The following is a 13,920-nucleotide window of genomic DNA, read 5'->3' as shown; positions in this document are numbered from 1 at the left end:
CTTATCTCCTCGCCTCGATCCGGATCGGCAAACTCGTCCAGCCGATCTGGAATTCGGAAACGGCCCAATGGCCTTGATCGCGCAGGCAGGTCCATCGTTCGACCCGTTCCAGGAACTCGCGCAGCATGATCTGCCCTTCCATCCGCGCGACGTGGATACCGATGCAGAAATGCGCGCCCATGCCGAAGCTGATCAGGCGGCGGGGATTGCGATTCCAGCGGAATTCCTCGGGACCATCGAACTCGCGCGGATCGCGATTGGACGAGGCGAGCAGCATCAGGACCCGCTGTCCGGGCCTCAGCGCCACACCGCCCACCTCGACATCGCGGGCGACCGTCCGACCGAACCATTGAGCGGGCGCGCACAGGCGCAACATCTCTTCGAACGCCGGCGCGATCCGCGCGTCCAAATCCGCCCGGATCGCAGCCAGCTGATCGGGCAGCTGTTCGAGCAGAGCGATCCCGCCCGTGATCACCTTGGGAAGCGACTCGACGCCGCCGACGATGATCGAATTGACCTGCGGCATGATATCCGCATCGGTCAGCGGGCGGCCGAGCATGTCGGTGTTGATCAGCGCGTCGAGCAGGCGATTGGGCGGCGACTCCCCCGCACGGCGACGGCGCAGCAATTCCCCGATCTTCCCGTAGATCTGGCCCAGGAACTGCCGGCCCCGCTCGGTGAAGCCGGGCGTGTCCGGTTCACGCTCCATCCCCTGATGGACGAGCGAGGCGACATGTTCGGCCTCGTCGAGCGCCATACCGGTGATCATGCACATCGTGCACGCCCCGACATAGCCGGCGAAGTCGCGGTGAAAGTCGAACTCGCCCCGCTCGATCAGCGTGTCGAGCCGCCGGCGCGTGATCTGGCGGATGTCGTCGGCCAGTTTGTTGACGTTCCCCTTCAGGAAGGGCGCGGCCGTGACCTGGCGGAATTTGGTATGAACCGGGGGATCGATGTTCAGGAAGATGTCCATCGGATCGAGCCGGTGCGCGCGCGGGGGCCCCGCATTGTGCTGGAGCAGCTGTTCGCGCGCGAACATCTCACCCTCGGCAGTCGAGAAGTTCACGCTGTCGTTCAGGATCGCCCAACAATCCTCGAACCGGCTGAAGGCCCAGCTGTCATAGTCCGGCATGTAATAGGCCGGGTGATCTTCGCGCAGCACCCGATAGAGCGGCTGCGGATTGCGCATCGCCTCGATCGAATAGGGATCGTAGTGAAACGATGTCGCAACCATATGCCTGCCGCCTTTCAGGTCGAAGGATGCGATGAGGTCGAACGCGCGGCCCATGCGTCGAGGGCTGCGGCCACCCGCGCCCGCACCTCGTCGGGCGTTCCGAACGCATCGACGACGATGTGGCGCGCGGGATCGCGCGCGGCCTGATCGAGAAACGACTGGCGGATGCGGCGGTGGAATTCGAGATCGAGCGTTTCGAAACGCCCTTCGTCGACAGACGATGCCGACAGTCTGCTGCGGCTCCGCGCAAGCCCGATTTCGGCATCCAGATCGAGGATGATCGTAAGATCGGGCCAGACATCCCCCACCACCTGCGCATGCAGCGTGCGGATGAAATCTTCGGACATGCCGCGCCCGGCGCCCTGATAGGCGATGGTCGATCCTGCATAGCGATCCGACACGATAAAATGTCCGCGTTCGAGCGCCGGCGTAATCACACGCCTGACATGCTCGATCCGGGCGGCCGTCATCAGCAGCAGTTCGGAATGCGGATCCCAGGCATCATCCTGCCCGGACAATATCAGCGAGCGAAGCTGCTCGCCCTGCGGCGTTCCGCCGGGCTCGCGCGTCGCGATCCCTTCGAGCCCGAAGCTGCGCAGGTGATCGACCAGGAAGCCGACCATCCCGCTCTTGCCGCAGCCATCGACCCCTTCGATCGCATAGAAACCCGACCGGTTCATCCTGCCCGCCCTGTCACGAAACCGCTCGTGCCTCAAAAGGATTTTGCGCGGTCCGTCGACACGGCGAGCGGACGATCGCCTCAATCCTTCTGGGTCGGCGTCGGCGGCGTGAAGGATCCGGCCGGCATGAAGCGGGTCCGCTCAGCCGCCGGGGTGGGCGGAGGCGCGGGCGCTTCGGCGGCCTTGACCATGTCCGGATTGACCAGCTTCGCCGTCGCGCGGCCGGGCTTGTAACCCGCATCGGTGAGCTTCTTGTAGTAAAGGCCGTTATAGAGGAACGGCCACACCAGCAGCCAGGTGAGTCCGCCGGTGACGATATCCGTCGCCAGCATGATCCCGCCCCAGAAGATATCGCCGCGCATGAAGGCCGGAATCGGCCCGAACAGCAAAGTCGTCCAAGAATAGCCCGAAGGCGCTTCTTTGGTATCGCCCGTTTCGATGTTTGTCAGCGTTGCCATGATCCCATCCCCTGTTCTGTCCGAACCTGCGCCAAGGCGGCTTAGCCGACAAGCGATTCGCACAAAGTGATGGCAGTCACATGATCACCGCTAGAGTGTACGCTCCGCGTCGAGGAAGCGTTCGACGGCGCCAAGATCGACCTGCTTGTCGAGGAAGGTCTGGCCGATGCCGCGGGCAAGGAGGAATGGAAGGCGTCCGCCCTCCATCTTCTTGTCGTGGAGCATATGCGCGACGAGCGCGGCGCCGGTCGTATCGACATGCGCCTCGCGCAGCGTGGCGGGGAGGCCAGCGGCGCGCAGATGCGCGGTCACGCGATCGGCGTCGGCGGCCGAACACAGGCCAAGGCTGCCCGAAAAGCGGAAAGCGAGCGCCATGCCCGCTGCAACGCCCTCTCCGTGCAGGAGGACGTCCGAAAAGCCCGTTTCCGCCTCCAGCGCGTGGCCGAAGGTGTGGCCGAGGTTGAGGAGCGCGCGGGTGCCGCTCGTCTCTCGCTCATCCTCGCCGACGATGCGGGCCTTGGCGGCGACGCTGGTCGCGATCGCATGTTCGCGCGCCTGCGCTTCGCCGTCGAGCAAGGCGGGGCCATTGACCTCGCACCAGTCGAAGAAGGCGGGATCGTCGATCAGCCCATATTTGACGACCTCGGCATAGCCCGCGCCGACTTCGCGCCGGCCCAGAGTGTCGAGCGTGGTCGGATCGATCAGGACGTGGACCGGCTGATAGAAAGCGCCGATCAAATTCTTGCCCGCTTTGGTGTTGATCGCGGTCTTGCCGCCGACCGAACTGTCGACCTGCGCGAGCAGGGTCGTCGGCACCTGCACGAAGTTACACCCGCGCTTGAGCATCGAGGCCGCGAACCCGACCAGATCGCCGATCACGCCACCCCCCAGCGCTATCACCGTGTCCGACCGTTCGACCCCCTCTTCGAGCAGGCGATCGGTGACGCGGGCGAGGTTCGCCCAGCTCTTGGTCGATTCGCCCGCCGGCAATATCTCGATCGCGTGCGTGATCCCCGCCGCGGTCAGCGACGCTTCGAGCCGTTGCCACTGCGACTTGGCGACATTCTCGTCGGTGACGACCACGAAACGCCCGCGCCTGGCGAAAGGCCGCAGCAGATCGCCAGCACGATCGAGCGCGCCTGCCTCGACGTGAATGTCGTAGCTGCGCTCACCGAGCGCCACGCGGATGTCGGTCATGCGGCGAGTGCCTTCAGGATGCTTTCGACGGTCGCCTCGTGCGGCAAAGGCTGGCTGCGGACGTGGATCGGTGCCAGCGCGTAGAAGGGATTACGGATCGCCGCGAGCTCGGCGAGTGCCTCGCGCGGATCGCGGTTCTTGAGGAGCGGACGGCTGCCGTCGCGGCGCTTCACCCGATCGACCAGCACGTCGAGATCGGCGTCGAGCCAGATCGCGGTCGCGCGCTCGAGGATCAGGGAGCGGGTCTCTTCCTGCATGAAGGCGCCGCCGCCGGTCGCGATCACCTTGGGCCGCCCGTCGATCAGCCGCGCGATCACGCGCCGTTCGCCGTCACGAAATTCCTTTTCGCCGAAACGTTCGAAAATTTCGGGAATCGAAAGGCCCGCCGCGCGCTCGATCTCATGGTCGGCGTCGACGAACGGGAGGTGGAGCCGCGCCGCCAGCCGCTTGCCGACCGTCGATTTGCCCGTCCCCATCAGACCGATCAGCACCAGAGGCCGATCAAAAACGGGCATCGGCGGTGTGCTGTTCTGGGCCATGTCGTCGAGGGCTATACACATGGGGGTCCCCTCGGGCAAAAGCGCGATCGTTGCAAGCATCGCCCCGTTTTCCGAGGTATCCAATGTCCCGTGCCGCCGTCATCGCCCTGGTCGTCGTCCTGCTGATCGTCGTGGGGCTCCTCGCGCTCGGTTTCAAGCATGAGGATCGCCCGCTGACGACTGTCGAAAAGCCGATGCTGAACGAGAGCGGAGCGCAATAAGCCGATGCGCAAGCTCTGGTTGGCGGGCGGCGGGGCGCTCGCGCTCGCCGCGGGGATCGCCAGCCTCGCGCCTGTCTTTGCGCAGGGCGCGCCCGAATCGCTGCTGCCGCCCGGATTCGGCGAGGCGCCGGCGCCACGTCCCGTGCAGCCGACCGCGCCTACCCCCGGTCAACCCGCGCCTGCAGCGCCGGGAGCAGCTACGCCTGCGCCGGTTCTCGCGCTCGATCCGGCGCTGTTCGCGCCCGCGCCGACACCGGTGGCGGAGGCGCTGGAACTGCCGCCGAGCGCGCGCCGCTCCACCAACCGGGTCGGCGTGATCGCCGGGCTCGGGCCGGACACGTTCGGGACTGCGAACGGCAAATATCTGGCGGGCATCATGCGCCGCCTCGATATGCCGCTCGCCTCGCGCTGGGCCTCGATCACGGTGCGGCGCGCCTTGATCTCGCGCGTGGAAACGCCCGCCGGAATTGACCCGGCCGACTGGATCGCCGAGCGCGCGTGGCTGCTGCTTCGCATGGGCGAGGCCGATGGCGCGCGGATGATGGTCCAGGCCGTCGACGTCGATCGCTACAATGCCAAGATGTATGCGGTGGCCGCGCAGACTGCGCTCGCGACCGCCGACCCCGCCGGCCTCTGCCCGCTGGCCGACGGCGGCGCGCTCAGGTCCAAGGAAACGATCTGGCCGATGGCGCGCGCGATCTGCGCGGGCCTTTCGGGCGACGGCGCGATCGCCGACGTGCTGATGGATCAGGCGCGCCGGCGCACCAGCGACCCGCGCGGTATCGACGTTCAGCTCGCCGAAAAGGTGCTGGGCGTGAACGGATCGGGCGCGCGTTCGGTCAACATCGAATGGACCGGGGTAAACCAGCTCACCAGCTGGCGCTTCGGTATGGCGAGCGCGTTGGGCGTGACGGTGCCGTCCGATCTGATGGCGACCGTCGGCCCGCAGGTCGCCGCATGGCAGGCACGCAATCCGATGCTGCCCGCCGCCGACCGGATCGATGCAGCCCTGATCGCGGCGCGCCTGGGTGTCTTTTCGAACGCCGCTTTGGTCGACCTCTACGGCCAGCTCGCCGACGATGGCGAGGAACTGACCGCCGACAGCAAGGGCGGCCGCCTGCGCGCCTGCTATGTCGGCGACGACGACGGTGCGCGCGTCGCCGCGATGCGCTGGTTCTGGAAGGGCGAGGGCAAGGAAGAGGGTGCGGCGCACGATCGCTTCCCGCAACTGATCCTCACCGCCCGCGCCGCCGCCAGCGTCACGCCGAGTGAGGATTTCGCGGGTGACGTCAGCGATCTGGTCGGCGCGATGATGACGGCGGGGCTCGATCGCCGCGCGGCGCGCTGGGCGCCGGTCGTGGCGGGCATGTCCGACGAGAAGGCCGATACCGCGTGGGCGATCCTGGCGACCGGTTCGCCCGAACCGGTCGTCGATACCCGCGTGGCGCGTGTCGATGCCTATGCCGCCCGGATCGAGGGAAGCGATCCTCACAAGGCAAAGATGCTGATCGCGGCGCTGGCGGGCCTCGGCCGGCTGGGCGGCGAGGATGCACCCAAGCTGTTTTCCGATCACGGCGTGACGTTCGACCTGACATCGAACTGGGCGCAGCTGATCCGCCGTGCGGCCTTCGATCGCCAGCCGGGGACGGTCGCCCTGCTCGTCGCGATGGGGATGCAGCGGATGGAGTGGCGATCTGTCTCGCCCGCCTTGTTCTACACGATGCTCCGGTCGCTGCGCGAAGTCGGCCTCGACGGCGAGGCGCGCATGATCGCCGCGGAGGCGATGACGCGCCTATGAGCGATACCGACGCCATTCGTCGGTTCCTCGAAATGCTGGCGGTCGAAGGCGGTGCGGCGAAGAACACCGTGCTGGCCTATGGCACCGACCTGCGCGGTGCGTCGGCCTTTCTGGGCGGCGATCTGTCGCACGCCGACGAAGCCGCAATCCAAAGGCTCGCGACCGAGTGGATGCCGCTTGCCAATTCCTCGGTCGCGCGCAAGGCGTCGGTGCTGCGGCGCTTCTTCGCCTTTCTGCAGGACGAAGGCGATCGGCCCGACGACCCGTCCGACGCCCTCCCCCGCCCCGCAACCCGCCGCGCGCTGCCCCGGACGTTGGGGCATGAAGACATCGCCAGGCTCTTCGCCGCGCTAGAGGAACGACGCGAGGCACGGCACGCCGATCCACTGACTTTACGCCTGATCGCGCTGGTCGAGCTGCTATACGGTTCAGGGCTTCGCGCGACCGAACTCGTCTCCCTCCCCCGACAGGCGCTGCGCAGCGATCAGCCCTTCCTGATCCTGCGCGGCAAGGGCGGGCGCGAGCGGCTCGTGCCGATCTCGGACCGCGCACGCGCCGCTGTCGCCGAATGGAGGGTGCATGTGCCCGCCGATCAGCCTTTCCTCTTCCCGTCCGGGCACAGCCACCTGAGCCGCGTCCGCCTGTTTCAGCTGGTGCGCGAACTGGCGGCCGAAGCGGGCATCCCGCCGCAGCGGATCAGCCCCCACGTGCTGCGCCACGCCTTCGCGACCCACCTGCTCGAAGGCGGCGCCGACCTGCGCGCGCTACAGACGATGCTAGGCCACGCCGACATCGCGACGACAGAAATCTACACCCATGTCGACAGCAGCCGACTCGTCGAACTGGTCAATGCGCGACACCCGTTGATGGACAAATAAGGGAACTGCCCATCCGCCCGGACATTTTCACGCCTATCGGACCGAGAAGGAGTGTCGTTCGATGGTGCGTATGCTTATTCCCGCCGCCCTGATCGCGGCGGCCGTCGCCGGCCCTGCCCTCGCCGATCGCGGGCCGAGCCGGGAGGAGGCGGCTGCGATCGCCGCGAAGCTGACCGAGGCGGGGTTCAAGAGCTGGAACAAGATCGAGTTCGACGAGGACGGACCGATCTGGAAGGTCGACGACGCCCGCACGATCGAGGGCAAGACCTACGACCTGCAGCTCGACCCGACCCATTATGGAATCGTCAAGAAGGATGGGGATTAATCCCCCCTTTCGTTGACGCCGCGCGCCCGGCGGCTTAACCGGGCGCGATGGCAGTCTATCTGGAATTCGAGAAGCCGATCGCGGAGCTGCAGGCGAAGATCGCCGAGCTGCGCGACACCGCCGATGCCGGCGACATCGATATCGGCGCGGAGATCGCGAAGCTTGAGGCGAAGTCCGACAAGCTGTTGCGCGACACCTACACCAAGCTGAGCCCGTGGCAGAAGACGCAGGTCGCGCGGCATCCCGAGCGCCCGCACTTCAAACATTATGTCGCGGGCTTCGTGACCGATTTCATGCCGCTGGCCGGCGACCGTGCCTTTGCCGACGATCAGGCGATCCTGGGCGGCTTCGGCCGGATCAACGGCCGGCGCGTGATGGTGATCGGCCATGAAAAGGGTGACGACACCGCATCGCGCATCCGCCACAATTTCGGCATGGCCAAGCCCGAGGGCTATCGCAAGGCGATCCGCCTGATGCAGCTGGCCGACCGCTTCGGCCTGCCGGTCGTCAGCCTGGTCGACACGTCGGGCGCCTTCCCCGGCATCCAGGCCGAAGAGCGCGGCCAGGCGGAAGCCATCGCGCGATCGACCGAGCAATGCCTGGCGCTGGGCGTGCCGATGATCGCGGCGGTGGTCGGCGAAGGCGGATCGGGCGGCGCGATTGCCATCGCGGCGGCCAACCGCGTGCTGATGTTCGAACATGCCGTCTATTCGGTCATCTCGCCCGAAGGCTGCGCGTCGATCCTGTGGCGCACCGGCGACAAGGCGCCCGAAGCGGCCGAGGCGATGAAGGTGACAGCGTCGGACCTGAAGGGCCTGGGCGTCGTCGACCGCATCGTGCCCGAACCGGTCGGCGGCGCGCATCGCGATCCGGCGGCGGCGATTGAGGCGCTCGGCAAGGCGATCGACGAAGAACTCGCCAGCTTCAAGAATCAGTCGGCAAAATCGATCCGCGCCAGTCGGCAGGACAAGTTCCTGAAGATCGGCTGATCCCTGAAATCCTCCCCGGGACGGGGAGGTGGCGCCGAAGGCGACGGAGGGGGATCGCCGCAAACGCTGTACTCGACCTCCCGCCCCCTCCACCGCTTCGCGGTCCCCCTCCCCGTGCCGGGGAGGAACTGAACGCCGAGATGATCATTTCGCCGCCATGAAGACGCTGATCCTCGCACTATCGCTGGCCACGACGGCACTCGTCGCGACCCCGCTTTCCGCCCAGTCGATTTCGGAGGGCGACAAGAGGATCGGCGCGCAGGCCAATCCCGAACTGGTCGCCCAATATGGCGGCGCGATGAAGGGGCCGGCGGCCGACTATGTCGCGCGCGTCGGCAGAAGGATCGCGGTACAGTCGGGGCTTTCGAATTCCGAACGCGACTTCACCGTCACGCTGCTCGATTCATCCGTGGAGAACGCATTCGCGATCCCGGGCGGCTATGTCTATGTCACGCGCGGCCTGCTTGCGCTGATGAACGACGAGGCCGAACTGGCATCGGTGATGGGGCACGAAGTGGGCCATGTCGCCGCCCGCCACGCCGCGAGCCGCCAGCGCACATCGACGATCACGTCGGTCCTTGCGGGTCTTGCCGGTGCCGTCGCGGGCAATTCGGGGCTGGGCAGCCTGGTCGGGCGCGGCGCAGGCGTCGGCGCGGACCTGATCACCAAGGGTTTCTCGCGCAGCCAGGAATATCAGGCCGACGATCTGGGCGTCCGCTATCTGGCGAGCGGCGGCTATGATCCCACCGCCGCCGCCGACATGCTGGCGCAACTCGACGCGACCAAGTCGCTGACCGCCAAGACGACCGGGCAGACCAATAGCATCCCGACCTGGGCCAGCACCCACCCCAACTCCGCCGACCGCGTCACCCGTGCCGAAAACAAGGCGCGCGAGACGGGCCGGCAGGGCGGCGAGCGCAACCGCGCCGCCTTCCTCGCCGCGATCGACGGCCTCGTTTATGGCGACGACCCGGCCAAGGGCTATATGGAGGGGCGCGTCTTCAAGCTGCCGACCGAGCGGCTGAGCTTCGCGGTGCCGTTCAATTTCACGGTCAACAATGGCGACGCAGCCGTGACCATCGCCGGATCGAACGGACAGGCGATCTTCGCGGGCGGAAAGGCCGGTGGGACGCTGGCCGCGCATGTCGACAGCGTGTTTCGCGGGCTATCGCAAAATGGCGTCGGCCATGGCCAGATCAGCACGACCAAGGTCGGCGATCTGCCGATGGCGTACAGTTTCGGCCAGGCGAACAGCAATGCGGGCGTGCTCGACGTCGGCGTGTTCGCTTATGATTTCGGCGGCGGGAAGGCGTTCCACTTCGTCACGCTGACGCGATCGGGTGCCGGCATCGGCCCGTTCGAACCCCTCATCAACAGCATGAAGCGGATGAGCGAGGAAGAGGCGCGCACCGCCAGGCCGATGCGGATCAAGGTGGTGACCGTGAAGGCGGGCGATACCGCCGCCAGCCTTTCCAAACAGATGGCCTATGGCGATTATCAGCTCGATCGTTTCCTGACGATCAACGGGCTGGGCCCGGACGCGCCGTTGCGGGCGGGCGACAAGGTGAAGCTGGTCGTCCGCTAACGCGTGCGGCGCTGGATCGCGTGATGCTCCGCACGGGTGAGGAGCGCGTCGAGATCGGCGCGCGCGATGTCGAAGCTGTCAGGCATGTCGGCCAACGCCTGATCAATATCGGCGAGGTTTAGCCCCAGCGGTTCGGGCACCGGCGGCAGTGCGCGGTGCGGATAGCTGTGGCCCGACCAGCGGTGGAATGCGATCGCAAGCGCGGCGAGCGCGATCGAATTGATCCCCACCGGCACGAAGGCGAAGCTCCAGCCGGCCGCATGGATTGCCGGCCCGCCGATGACCGCGGTCAGTGCCGCAGCACCCCCTGGCGGATGCAGGCAGCGCAGCAGCGACATTGCCAGAATCGCCCCGCCCACCGCGACGCCGGCGGCAACATGCGCTTCGGGCACGAGCCGGAAAGCGGCGATCCCGATCAGCGTCGAGACGATATTGCCGCCCACCACCGACCAGGGCTGTGCCAGCGGACTGGCGGGCACAGCGAAGGCAAGCACGGCAGATGCGCCGATGGGCGCTACGATCAGCGGCAGATCGGCCATCGCGAAGGGATAATAAGCGCAGACCAGCATCGTCAGCGTGATGCCCAGCAGCGCGCCCACGCTGGCGACGGCACGATCGCCCAACGTAGCGCCGGCGATCAGGGGGCGGAACCAGGATGTCATGTCCGTTCGATTGGCGCAGGCCGATCGTGGTCGCCAGCGACCATTTCGGCCTGCCCCTAAAGATCAGATATCAGCCGAATAGCCGATTGCCTGCGCGACATGACCCAGCTTGTCGGGATTGCGCGTCATGTAGATCGCGGCGATCCGGCCGTCGCGAATGTCGAGCGCGGTCGTCTGGAATATGCCGCCCCGATCCCGGGTGACGTAACCGGGCAGACCATCGATCGTGACCCATTCGAGGATTTCGGGCCGTTCCTCGAACTTGCGGCGCAACCCTGCGAACAGGCGCATGACCTTGGCGATGCCGGTGATGACGTTGCGGAAGGCAATGACCTTACCACCACCATCGGACGTCAGCGTCACATCCTGCGCGAGCAGTGAGGCGAGCGCGGCCGTGTCCCCATCGCGCGAGGCGGCGAAGAAGGCGCGGGCGAGGCGATCGGCATCGGCGCGCTCGACCTTGAAGCGCGGGCGCGCAGCCTCGACATGGCGGCGCGCGCGGACCGCAAGCTGGCGGACGGCGGCAGGATCGCGATCGAGCGTGGTCGCGACATCCGCCAGTTCCATGTCGAACACGTCGTGGAGCAGGAAGGCCGCGCGTTCGAGCGGGGAGAGACGCTCCAGGGCCAGCATCAGGGTCAGGGTGATATCGTCGGCCATGATTTCCATTTCCGTCGTTTCGACGAGCGGATCGGGCAGCCAGGCGCCATAATAGGTCTCGCGCCGCGCCCGCGCGCTGTCGGCACGATCGAGGCAGAGGCGGGTGGCGATACGGGTGAGGTAGGCGGCGGGGCTGTCCACCGTATCCTCGACCCGCGCCCAGCGGATCCAGGCGTCCTGCACCACATCCTCTGCCTCCGCGAGCGATCCGGTCATGCGGTAGGCGAGGCGCAGCAGCCGGGGCCGCTGCGCCTCGAACGCCGCGAGGTGGCCGTCAGGCCGCGACACGCGCGCGATCTTCGGCCGACACGGGGTGCGCGACGCGGAAGCCGACCTGCAACCGGTTCCAGGTGTTGATCGCGCCGATGGCGAAGGTGAGCTGAACCTGCTCGGCCTCGCTGAACTCGAACGCGAAGTCTTCATAATCCGCGTCGGGCGCGTGGGTTTCGGACAGACGGGTCAACGTCTCGGCCCAGCCGAGCGCCGCGCGTTCCCGCGGGGTGTAGAGCGACGATTCACGCCAGGCGTTGAGCATGTAGAGCCGCATCTCGCTCTGCCCATCCTTGCGCAGCAGGCCGGTGTGCATGTTGATGCAGAAGGCGCAGTGGTTCATCTGCGACACGCGCAGCCGCACCAGTTCGAGCAGCACCGGATCGAGGCCGGTGGCGGCAAAGCTGCTTTCCAGCGCCATCATCGCCTTCACCTGTTCGGGGGCGAGGGCGATCGGATTTGCGATACGGGGCTTCATGGGTCGTCTCCTTGCACAGCGTGCACCATGCGCGCTCGAAGACAAGACGGGATGGAGAACGCCCGTGTGACATGGGGTGCGAATTTTTCTGCAATTTGATCCTCCCCCGCCAGGGGGAGGTGTCAGCGGAGGGGGCGGAGGGGGCGGAGGGGGCGGAGGGGGCGGAGGGGGCGGAGGGGGCGGACACGACCACCCTCAAGTTCTTCGCCGTCCTCTCCCTCCGTCAGCTACGCTGACACCTCCCTCTGGCGGGGGAGGACTTAGAAGGCGCATACGAAAAGGGCGGCGAACCCGAAGGTTCGCCGCCCGATCTGTCAGCCGTACCCGGTTTCTAGGAACCGATTACGAAGCCTTCATGTTGTTCGCGACGTTGTTGAACGTCTTCTGCAGCTGGTTGCCCAGGCTGGTCATCGCAGTGATCGCGGCAACCGCGATGAGGGCAGCGATCAGACCATATTCGATCGCAGTCGCGCCCTTGTTGTTCTTAAGCAGCTTCGCAACAAACTTCATAACTCTAACTCCCGCTTGGACACTTACGGGTCCGGCCCGGATGGCCCGCCTACGGCCAACGATTGCGATCTAGCCCGGGATTCCCTGTGAAACAGTTAATGCGTGGGACATTATCGCCATCAATCAGATGGTGGAGCCGACTTTAGTCGCAATGTTGTTCCAGGTCGCTTTGACCTGTCCGCTCAGCGTGGTGACGCCCACGAGCAGCGCCAGCACCACCAGCGCGAGGATCAGGCCATATTCGACGGCAGTCGCGCCATCTTCCGATCGGAACAGGCGACGGATAAGAGGTGAACGGGACAAGAGCGGTCTTTCGACTAATGGATAAGATTGCATTTTCCTTACGGCGATCAGCTTAAGGAAGCGATAAAGGACAAGGCGGTTTTGAACCAAAATCCAATGCTTATGGTCACGGCGGTGGCGCTGATCGATGCCGATGGGCGCGTGCTCGTGCAGCAGCGGCCCGAGGGGAAGCCGATGGCGGGGCTGTGGGAGTTTCCCGGGGGCAAGATCGAACCGGGCGAGACGCCCGAAGCCGCGCTGATCCGCGAACTTCGCGAGGAGCTGGCGATCGAGACACAGACCGCCTGCCTCGCCCCCGCCGCCTTCGCCAGCGAGCCGCTGGGCGAGCGCCACCTGCTGCTGCTGCTCTACATCTGCCGAAAATGGCGGGGCATCCCGCAGGCGGTGGAGGCGCAGGCGCTCAAATGGGTCCGCCCCGTCGAGCTGCACAACCTGCCGATGCCGCCGGCGGACAAGCCGCTGATCGGCCTGCTGGATGCCCTGATATGACGCTGGCCCACTGGTGGATCTTCGTCTGCGCCACCTTCCTGGTGTCGGCGATGCCGGGACCGAACATGCTCCACATCATGACACGCGCGATGCGCCACGGCGTCGCCCGCGCGACCTTCGCCATGGCCGGGTGCATGCTGGCGCTGCTGACCTTGTTCGGCCTGTCGGCGGCGGGGATGAGCGCCTTGCTCTCCGCGCTGCCGCAGCTGCTGGGGATCATCAAGGTGGGCGGCGCCGCCTATCTGATCTGGGTCGGGATCAAGGCGTGGCGCGATCGAGGCACGCCTGTCGACGTCGGCCCGAACACCGGCAATGCGGCGATCGATCCGCAGGCGAGCGCAGGCCAGTTGTTCCGCGGCGGCTATCTGATCAGCATCGCCAACCCCAAGGCGCTGATCTTCGCAGCCGCCTTCTTCCCGCAGTTCATCGATGCGAGCGCGCCCAAGGCGCCACAGTTCGCGATCCTGCTGGCGACCTTCGCGGTGATCGAGACCGCGTGGTACTTCACCTATGCGCTGGGCGGCCGATCGTTGAGCGGATTGCTGCGCGAGATGCGCTGGCAGCGCCGCTTCAACCGCGCGACCGGCGCATTGTTCGTAGGGTTCGGGCTATCGCTACTCGCGTGGCGGCGGTGACTTTTAATC

At 66.5% G+C, this 13,920-nt stretch carries 18 protein-coding genes; 8 read left to right on the top strand and 10 right to left on the bottom strand.

Going from position 1 to position 13,920, the window contains the following annotated elements:
* Window position 1 precedes the first annotated feature (1 nt).
* The 5 genes from FYJ91_RS10210 to FYJ91_RS10190 all read right to left on the bottom strand — a co-directional run bounded on the left by FYJ91_RS10210 (window position 2) and on the right by FYJ91_RS10190 (window position 4,108).
* Entirely contained in the window at window positions 2-1,234 is a 1,233-nt protein-coding gene (locus FYJ91_RS10210; RefSeq protein WP_181008438.1) for a cytochrome P450, read from the bottom strand.
* Window positions 1,235-1,248: 14 nt separating this feature from the next.
* Window positions 1,249-1,914, bottom strand: a complete 666-nt coding sequence (tmk, locus tag FYJ91_RS10205) for a dTMP kinase (protein WP_149522125.1) — start codon at window positions 1,912-1,914, stop codon at window positions 1,249-1,251.
* Between the two features lie 80 nt (window positions 1,915-1,994).
* On the bottom strand, window positions 1,995-2,372 hold the full coding sequence (locus FYJ91_RS10200) for a hypothetical protein (RefSeq protein WP_149522124.1): 378 nt from the start codon (window positions 2,370-2,372) through the stop codon (window positions 1,995-1,997).
* Window positions 2,373-2,462: 90 nt separating this feature from the next.
* Window positions 2,463-3,569, bottom strand: a complete 1,107-nt coding sequence (aroB, locus tag FYJ91_RS10195; RefSeq protein WP_149522123.1) for a 3-dehydroquinate synthase — start codon at window positions 3,567-3,569, stop codon at window positions 2,463-2,465.
* Window positions 3,566-4,108 (bottom strand): shikimate kinase, encoded by a 543-nt coding sequence (locus FYJ91_RS10190; RefSeq protein ID WP_246152581.1) that lies wholly within the window; start codon window positions 4,106-4,108, stop codon window positions 3,566-3,568. The genes aroB and FYJ91_RS10190 overlap by 4 nt, the downstream gene beginning before the upstream one ends.
* Before the next feature lie 83 nt (window positions 4,109-4,191).
* Here FYJ91_RS10190 and FYJ91_RS20590 point away from each other — a divergent pair, with 83 nt between their 5' ends.
* The 6 genes from FYJ91_RS20590 to FYJ91_RS10165 all read left to right on the top strand — a co-directional run bounded on the left by FYJ91_RS20590 (window position 4,192) and on the right by FYJ91_RS10165 (window position 9,904).
* Window positions 4,192-4,329: a hypothetical protein gene (locus FYJ91_RS20590; RefSeq protein ID WP_181008437.1), complete on the top strand. Its 138-nt coding sequence runs from the start codon at window positions 4,192-4,194 to the stop codon at window positions 4,327-4,329.
* 4 nt (window positions 4,330-4,333) lie between these two features.
* Window positions 4,334-6,127, top strand: a complete 1,794-nt coding sequence (locus FYJ91_RS10185) for a hypothetical protein (protein WP_149522121.1) — start codon at window positions 4,334-4,336, stop codon at window positions 6,125-6,127.
* Window positions 6,124-7,005, top strand: a complete 882-nt coding sequence (locus tag FYJ91_RS10180) for a tyrosine-type recombinase/integrase (RefSeq protein WP_149522120.1) — start codon at window positions 6,124-6,126, stop codon at window positions 7,003-7,005. Before FYJ91_RS10185 ends, FYJ91_RS10180 begins: the two co-directional genes overlap by 4 nt.
* 61 nt (window positions 7,006-7,066) lie before the next feature.
* Window positions 7,067-7,330, top strand: coding sequence for a PepSY domain-containing protein (locus FYJ91_RS10175; RefSeq protein WP_219822579.1), 264 nt, complete (start codon window positions 7,067-7,069; stop codon window positions 7,328-7,330).
* A 47-nt stretch (window positions 7,331-7,377) separates the two neighbouring features.
* On the top strand, window positions 7,378-8,319 hold the full coding sequence (locus FYJ91_RS10170) for an acetyl-CoA carboxylase carboxyltransferase subunit alpha (protein ID WP_149522119.1): 942 nt from the start codon (window positions 7,378-7,380) through the stop codon (window positions 8,317-8,319).
* Window positions 8,320-8,476: 157 nt separating this feature from the next.
* Window positions 8,477-9,904 carry a M48 family metalloprotease gene (locus tag FYJ91_RS10165; protein ID WP_149522118.1) on the top strand — a complete coding sequence of 476 codons (1,428 nt, stop codon included), beginning with the start codon at window positions 8,477-8,479 and terminating at the stop codon, window positions 9,902-9,904.
* Here the strand turns inward: FYJ91_RS10165 and FYJ91_RS10160 are convergent.
* The 5 genes from FYJ91_RS10160 to FYJ91_RS10140 all read right to left on the bottom strand — a co-directional run bounded on the left by FYJ91_RS10160 (window position 9,901) and on the right by FYJ91_RS10140 (window position 12,787).
* A complete protein-coding gene (locus tag FYJ91_RS10160; protein WP_149522117.1) occupies window positions 9,901-10,566 on the bottom strand; it encodes an HPP family protein in 666 nt (221 codons plus the stop codon). The genes FYJ91_RS10165 and FYJ91_RS10160 overlap by 4 nt on opposite strands.
* 63 nt (window positions 10,567-10,629) lie before the next feature.
* Complete coding sequence (locus FYJ91_RS10155) at window positions 10,630-11,523, bottom strand: sigma-70 family RNA polymerase sigma factor (protein ID WP_425474013.1); 894 nt, start codon at window positions 11,521-11,523, stop codon at window positions 10,630-10,632.
* A complete protein-coding gene (locus FYJ91_RS10150; protein WP_219822577.1) occupies window positions 11,501-11,974 on the bottom strand; it encodes a carboxymuconolactone decarboxylase family protein in 474 nt (157 codons plus the stop codon). The genes FYJ91_RS10155 and FYJ91_RS10150 overlap by 23 nt, the downstream gene beginning before the upstream one ends.
* A 342-nt stretch (window positions 11,975-12,316) precedes the next feature.
* The gene (locus FYJ91_RS10145; RefSeq protein WP_127746708.1) at window positions 12,317-12,484 is read right to left on the bottom strand and encodes a Flp family type IVb pilin; all 168 of its coding nucleotides are present in this window, start codon (window positions 12,482-12,484) and stop codon (window positions 12,317-12,319) included.
* A gap of 123 nt (window positions 12,485-12,607) precedes the next feature.
* Window positions 12,608-12,787, bottom strand: coding sequence for a Flp family type IVb pilin (locus FYJ91_RS10140; RefSeq protein WP_246152552.1), 180 nt, complete (start codon window positions 12,785-12,787; stop codon window positions 12,608-12,610).
* A gap of 96 nt (window positions 12,788-12,883) precedes the next feature.
* Between FYJ91_RS10140 and FYJ91_RS10135 the strand changes: the two genes are divergently transcribed.
* Both FYJ91_RS10135 and FYJ91_RS10130 read left to right on the top strand, forming a co-directional pair.
* Window positions 12,884-13,276, top strand: coding sequence for a (deoxy)nucleoside triphosphate pyrophosphohydrolase (locus tag FYJ91_RS10135; RefSeq protein ID WP_149522115.1), 393 nt, complete (start codon window positions 12,884-12,886; stop codon window positions 13,274-13,276).
* Entirely contained in the window at window positions 13,273-13,911 is a 639-nt protein-coding gene (locus tag FYJ91_RS10130; protein ID WP_149522114.1) for a LysE family translocator, read from the top strand. Before FYJ91_RS10135 ends, FYJ91_RS10130 begins: the two co-directional genes overlap by 4 nt.
* Window positions 13,912-13,920 lie beyond the last annotated feature (9 nt).

Origin of the sequence: Sphingomonas montanisoli (assembly GCF_008274695.1) — a bacterium.
GTDB classification, from domain to species: Bacteria; Pseudomonadota; Alphaproteobacteria; order Sphingomonadales; family Sphingomonadaceae; genus Rhizorhabdus; species Rhizorhabdus montanisoli.
This window is presented reverse-complemented; position numbering and strand designations above follow the sequence as displayed.

Coding starts and splice junctions, on each gene's coding strand:
- FYJ91_RS10165 (WP_149522118.1), top strand. CDS start 8,477: ATGAAGACGCTGATCCTCGCACTATCGCTGGCCACGACGGCACTCGTC.
- FYJ91_RS10170 (WP_149522119.1), top strand. CDS start 7,378: ATGGCAGTCTATCTGGAATTCGAGAAGCCGATCGCGGAGCTGCAGGCG.
- FYJ91_RS10135 (WP_149522115.1), top strand. CDS start 12,884: ATGCTTATGGTCACGGCGGTGGCGCTGATCGATGCCGATGGGCGCGTG.
- FYJ91_RS10185 (WP_149522121.1), top strand. CDS start 4,334: ATGCGCAAGCTCTGGTTGGCGGGCGGCGGGGCGCTCGCGCTCGCCGCG.
- FYJ91_RS20590 (WP_181008437.1), top strand. CDS start 4,192: ATGTCCCGTGCCGCCGTCATCGCCCTGGTCGTCGTCCTGCTGATCGTC.
- FYJ91_RS10175 (WP_219822579.1), top strand. CDS start 7,067: ATGGTGCGTATGCTTATTCCCGCCGCCCTGATCGCGGCGGCCGTCGCC.
- FYJ91_RS10130 (WP_149522114.1), top strand. CDS start 13,273: ATGACGCTGGCCCACTGGTGGATCTTCGTCTGCGCCACCTTCCTGGTG.
- FYJ91_RS10150 (WP_219822577.1), bottom strand. CDS start 11,974: ATGAAGCCCCGTATCGCAAATCCGATCGCCCTCGCCCCCGAACAGGTG.
- FYJ91_RS10190 (WP_246152581.1), bottom strand. CDS start 4,108: ATGGCCCAGAACAGCACACCGCCGATGCCCGTTTTTGATCGGCCTCTG.
- FYJ91_RS10160 (WP_149522117.1), bottom strand. CDS start 10,566: ATGACATCCTGGTTCCGCCCCCTGATCGCCGGCGCTACGTTGGGCGAT.
- FYJ91_RS10210 (WP_181008438.1), bottom strand. CDS start 1,234: ATGGTTGCGACATCGTTTCACTACGATCCCTATTCGATCGAGGCGATG.
- aroB (WP_149522123.1), bottom strand. CDS start 3,569: ATGACCGACATCCGCGTGGCGCTCGGTGAGCGCAGCTACGACATTCAC.
- tmk (WP_149522125.1), bottom strand. CDS start 1,914: ATGAACCGGTCGGGTTTCTATGCGATCGAAGGGGTCGATGGCTGCGGC.
- FYJ91_RS10180 (WP_149522120.1), top strand. CDS start 6,124: ATGAGCGATACCGACGCCATTCGTCGGTTCCTCGAAATGCTGGCGGTC.
- FYJ91_RS10145 (WP_127746708.1), bottom strand. CDS start 12,484: ATGAAGTTTGTTGCGAAGCTGCTTAAGAACAACAAGGGCGCGACTGCG.
- FYJ91_RS10200 (WP_149522124.1), bottom strand. CDS start 2,372: ATGGCAACGCTGACAAACATCGAAACGGGCGATACCAAAGAAGCGCCT.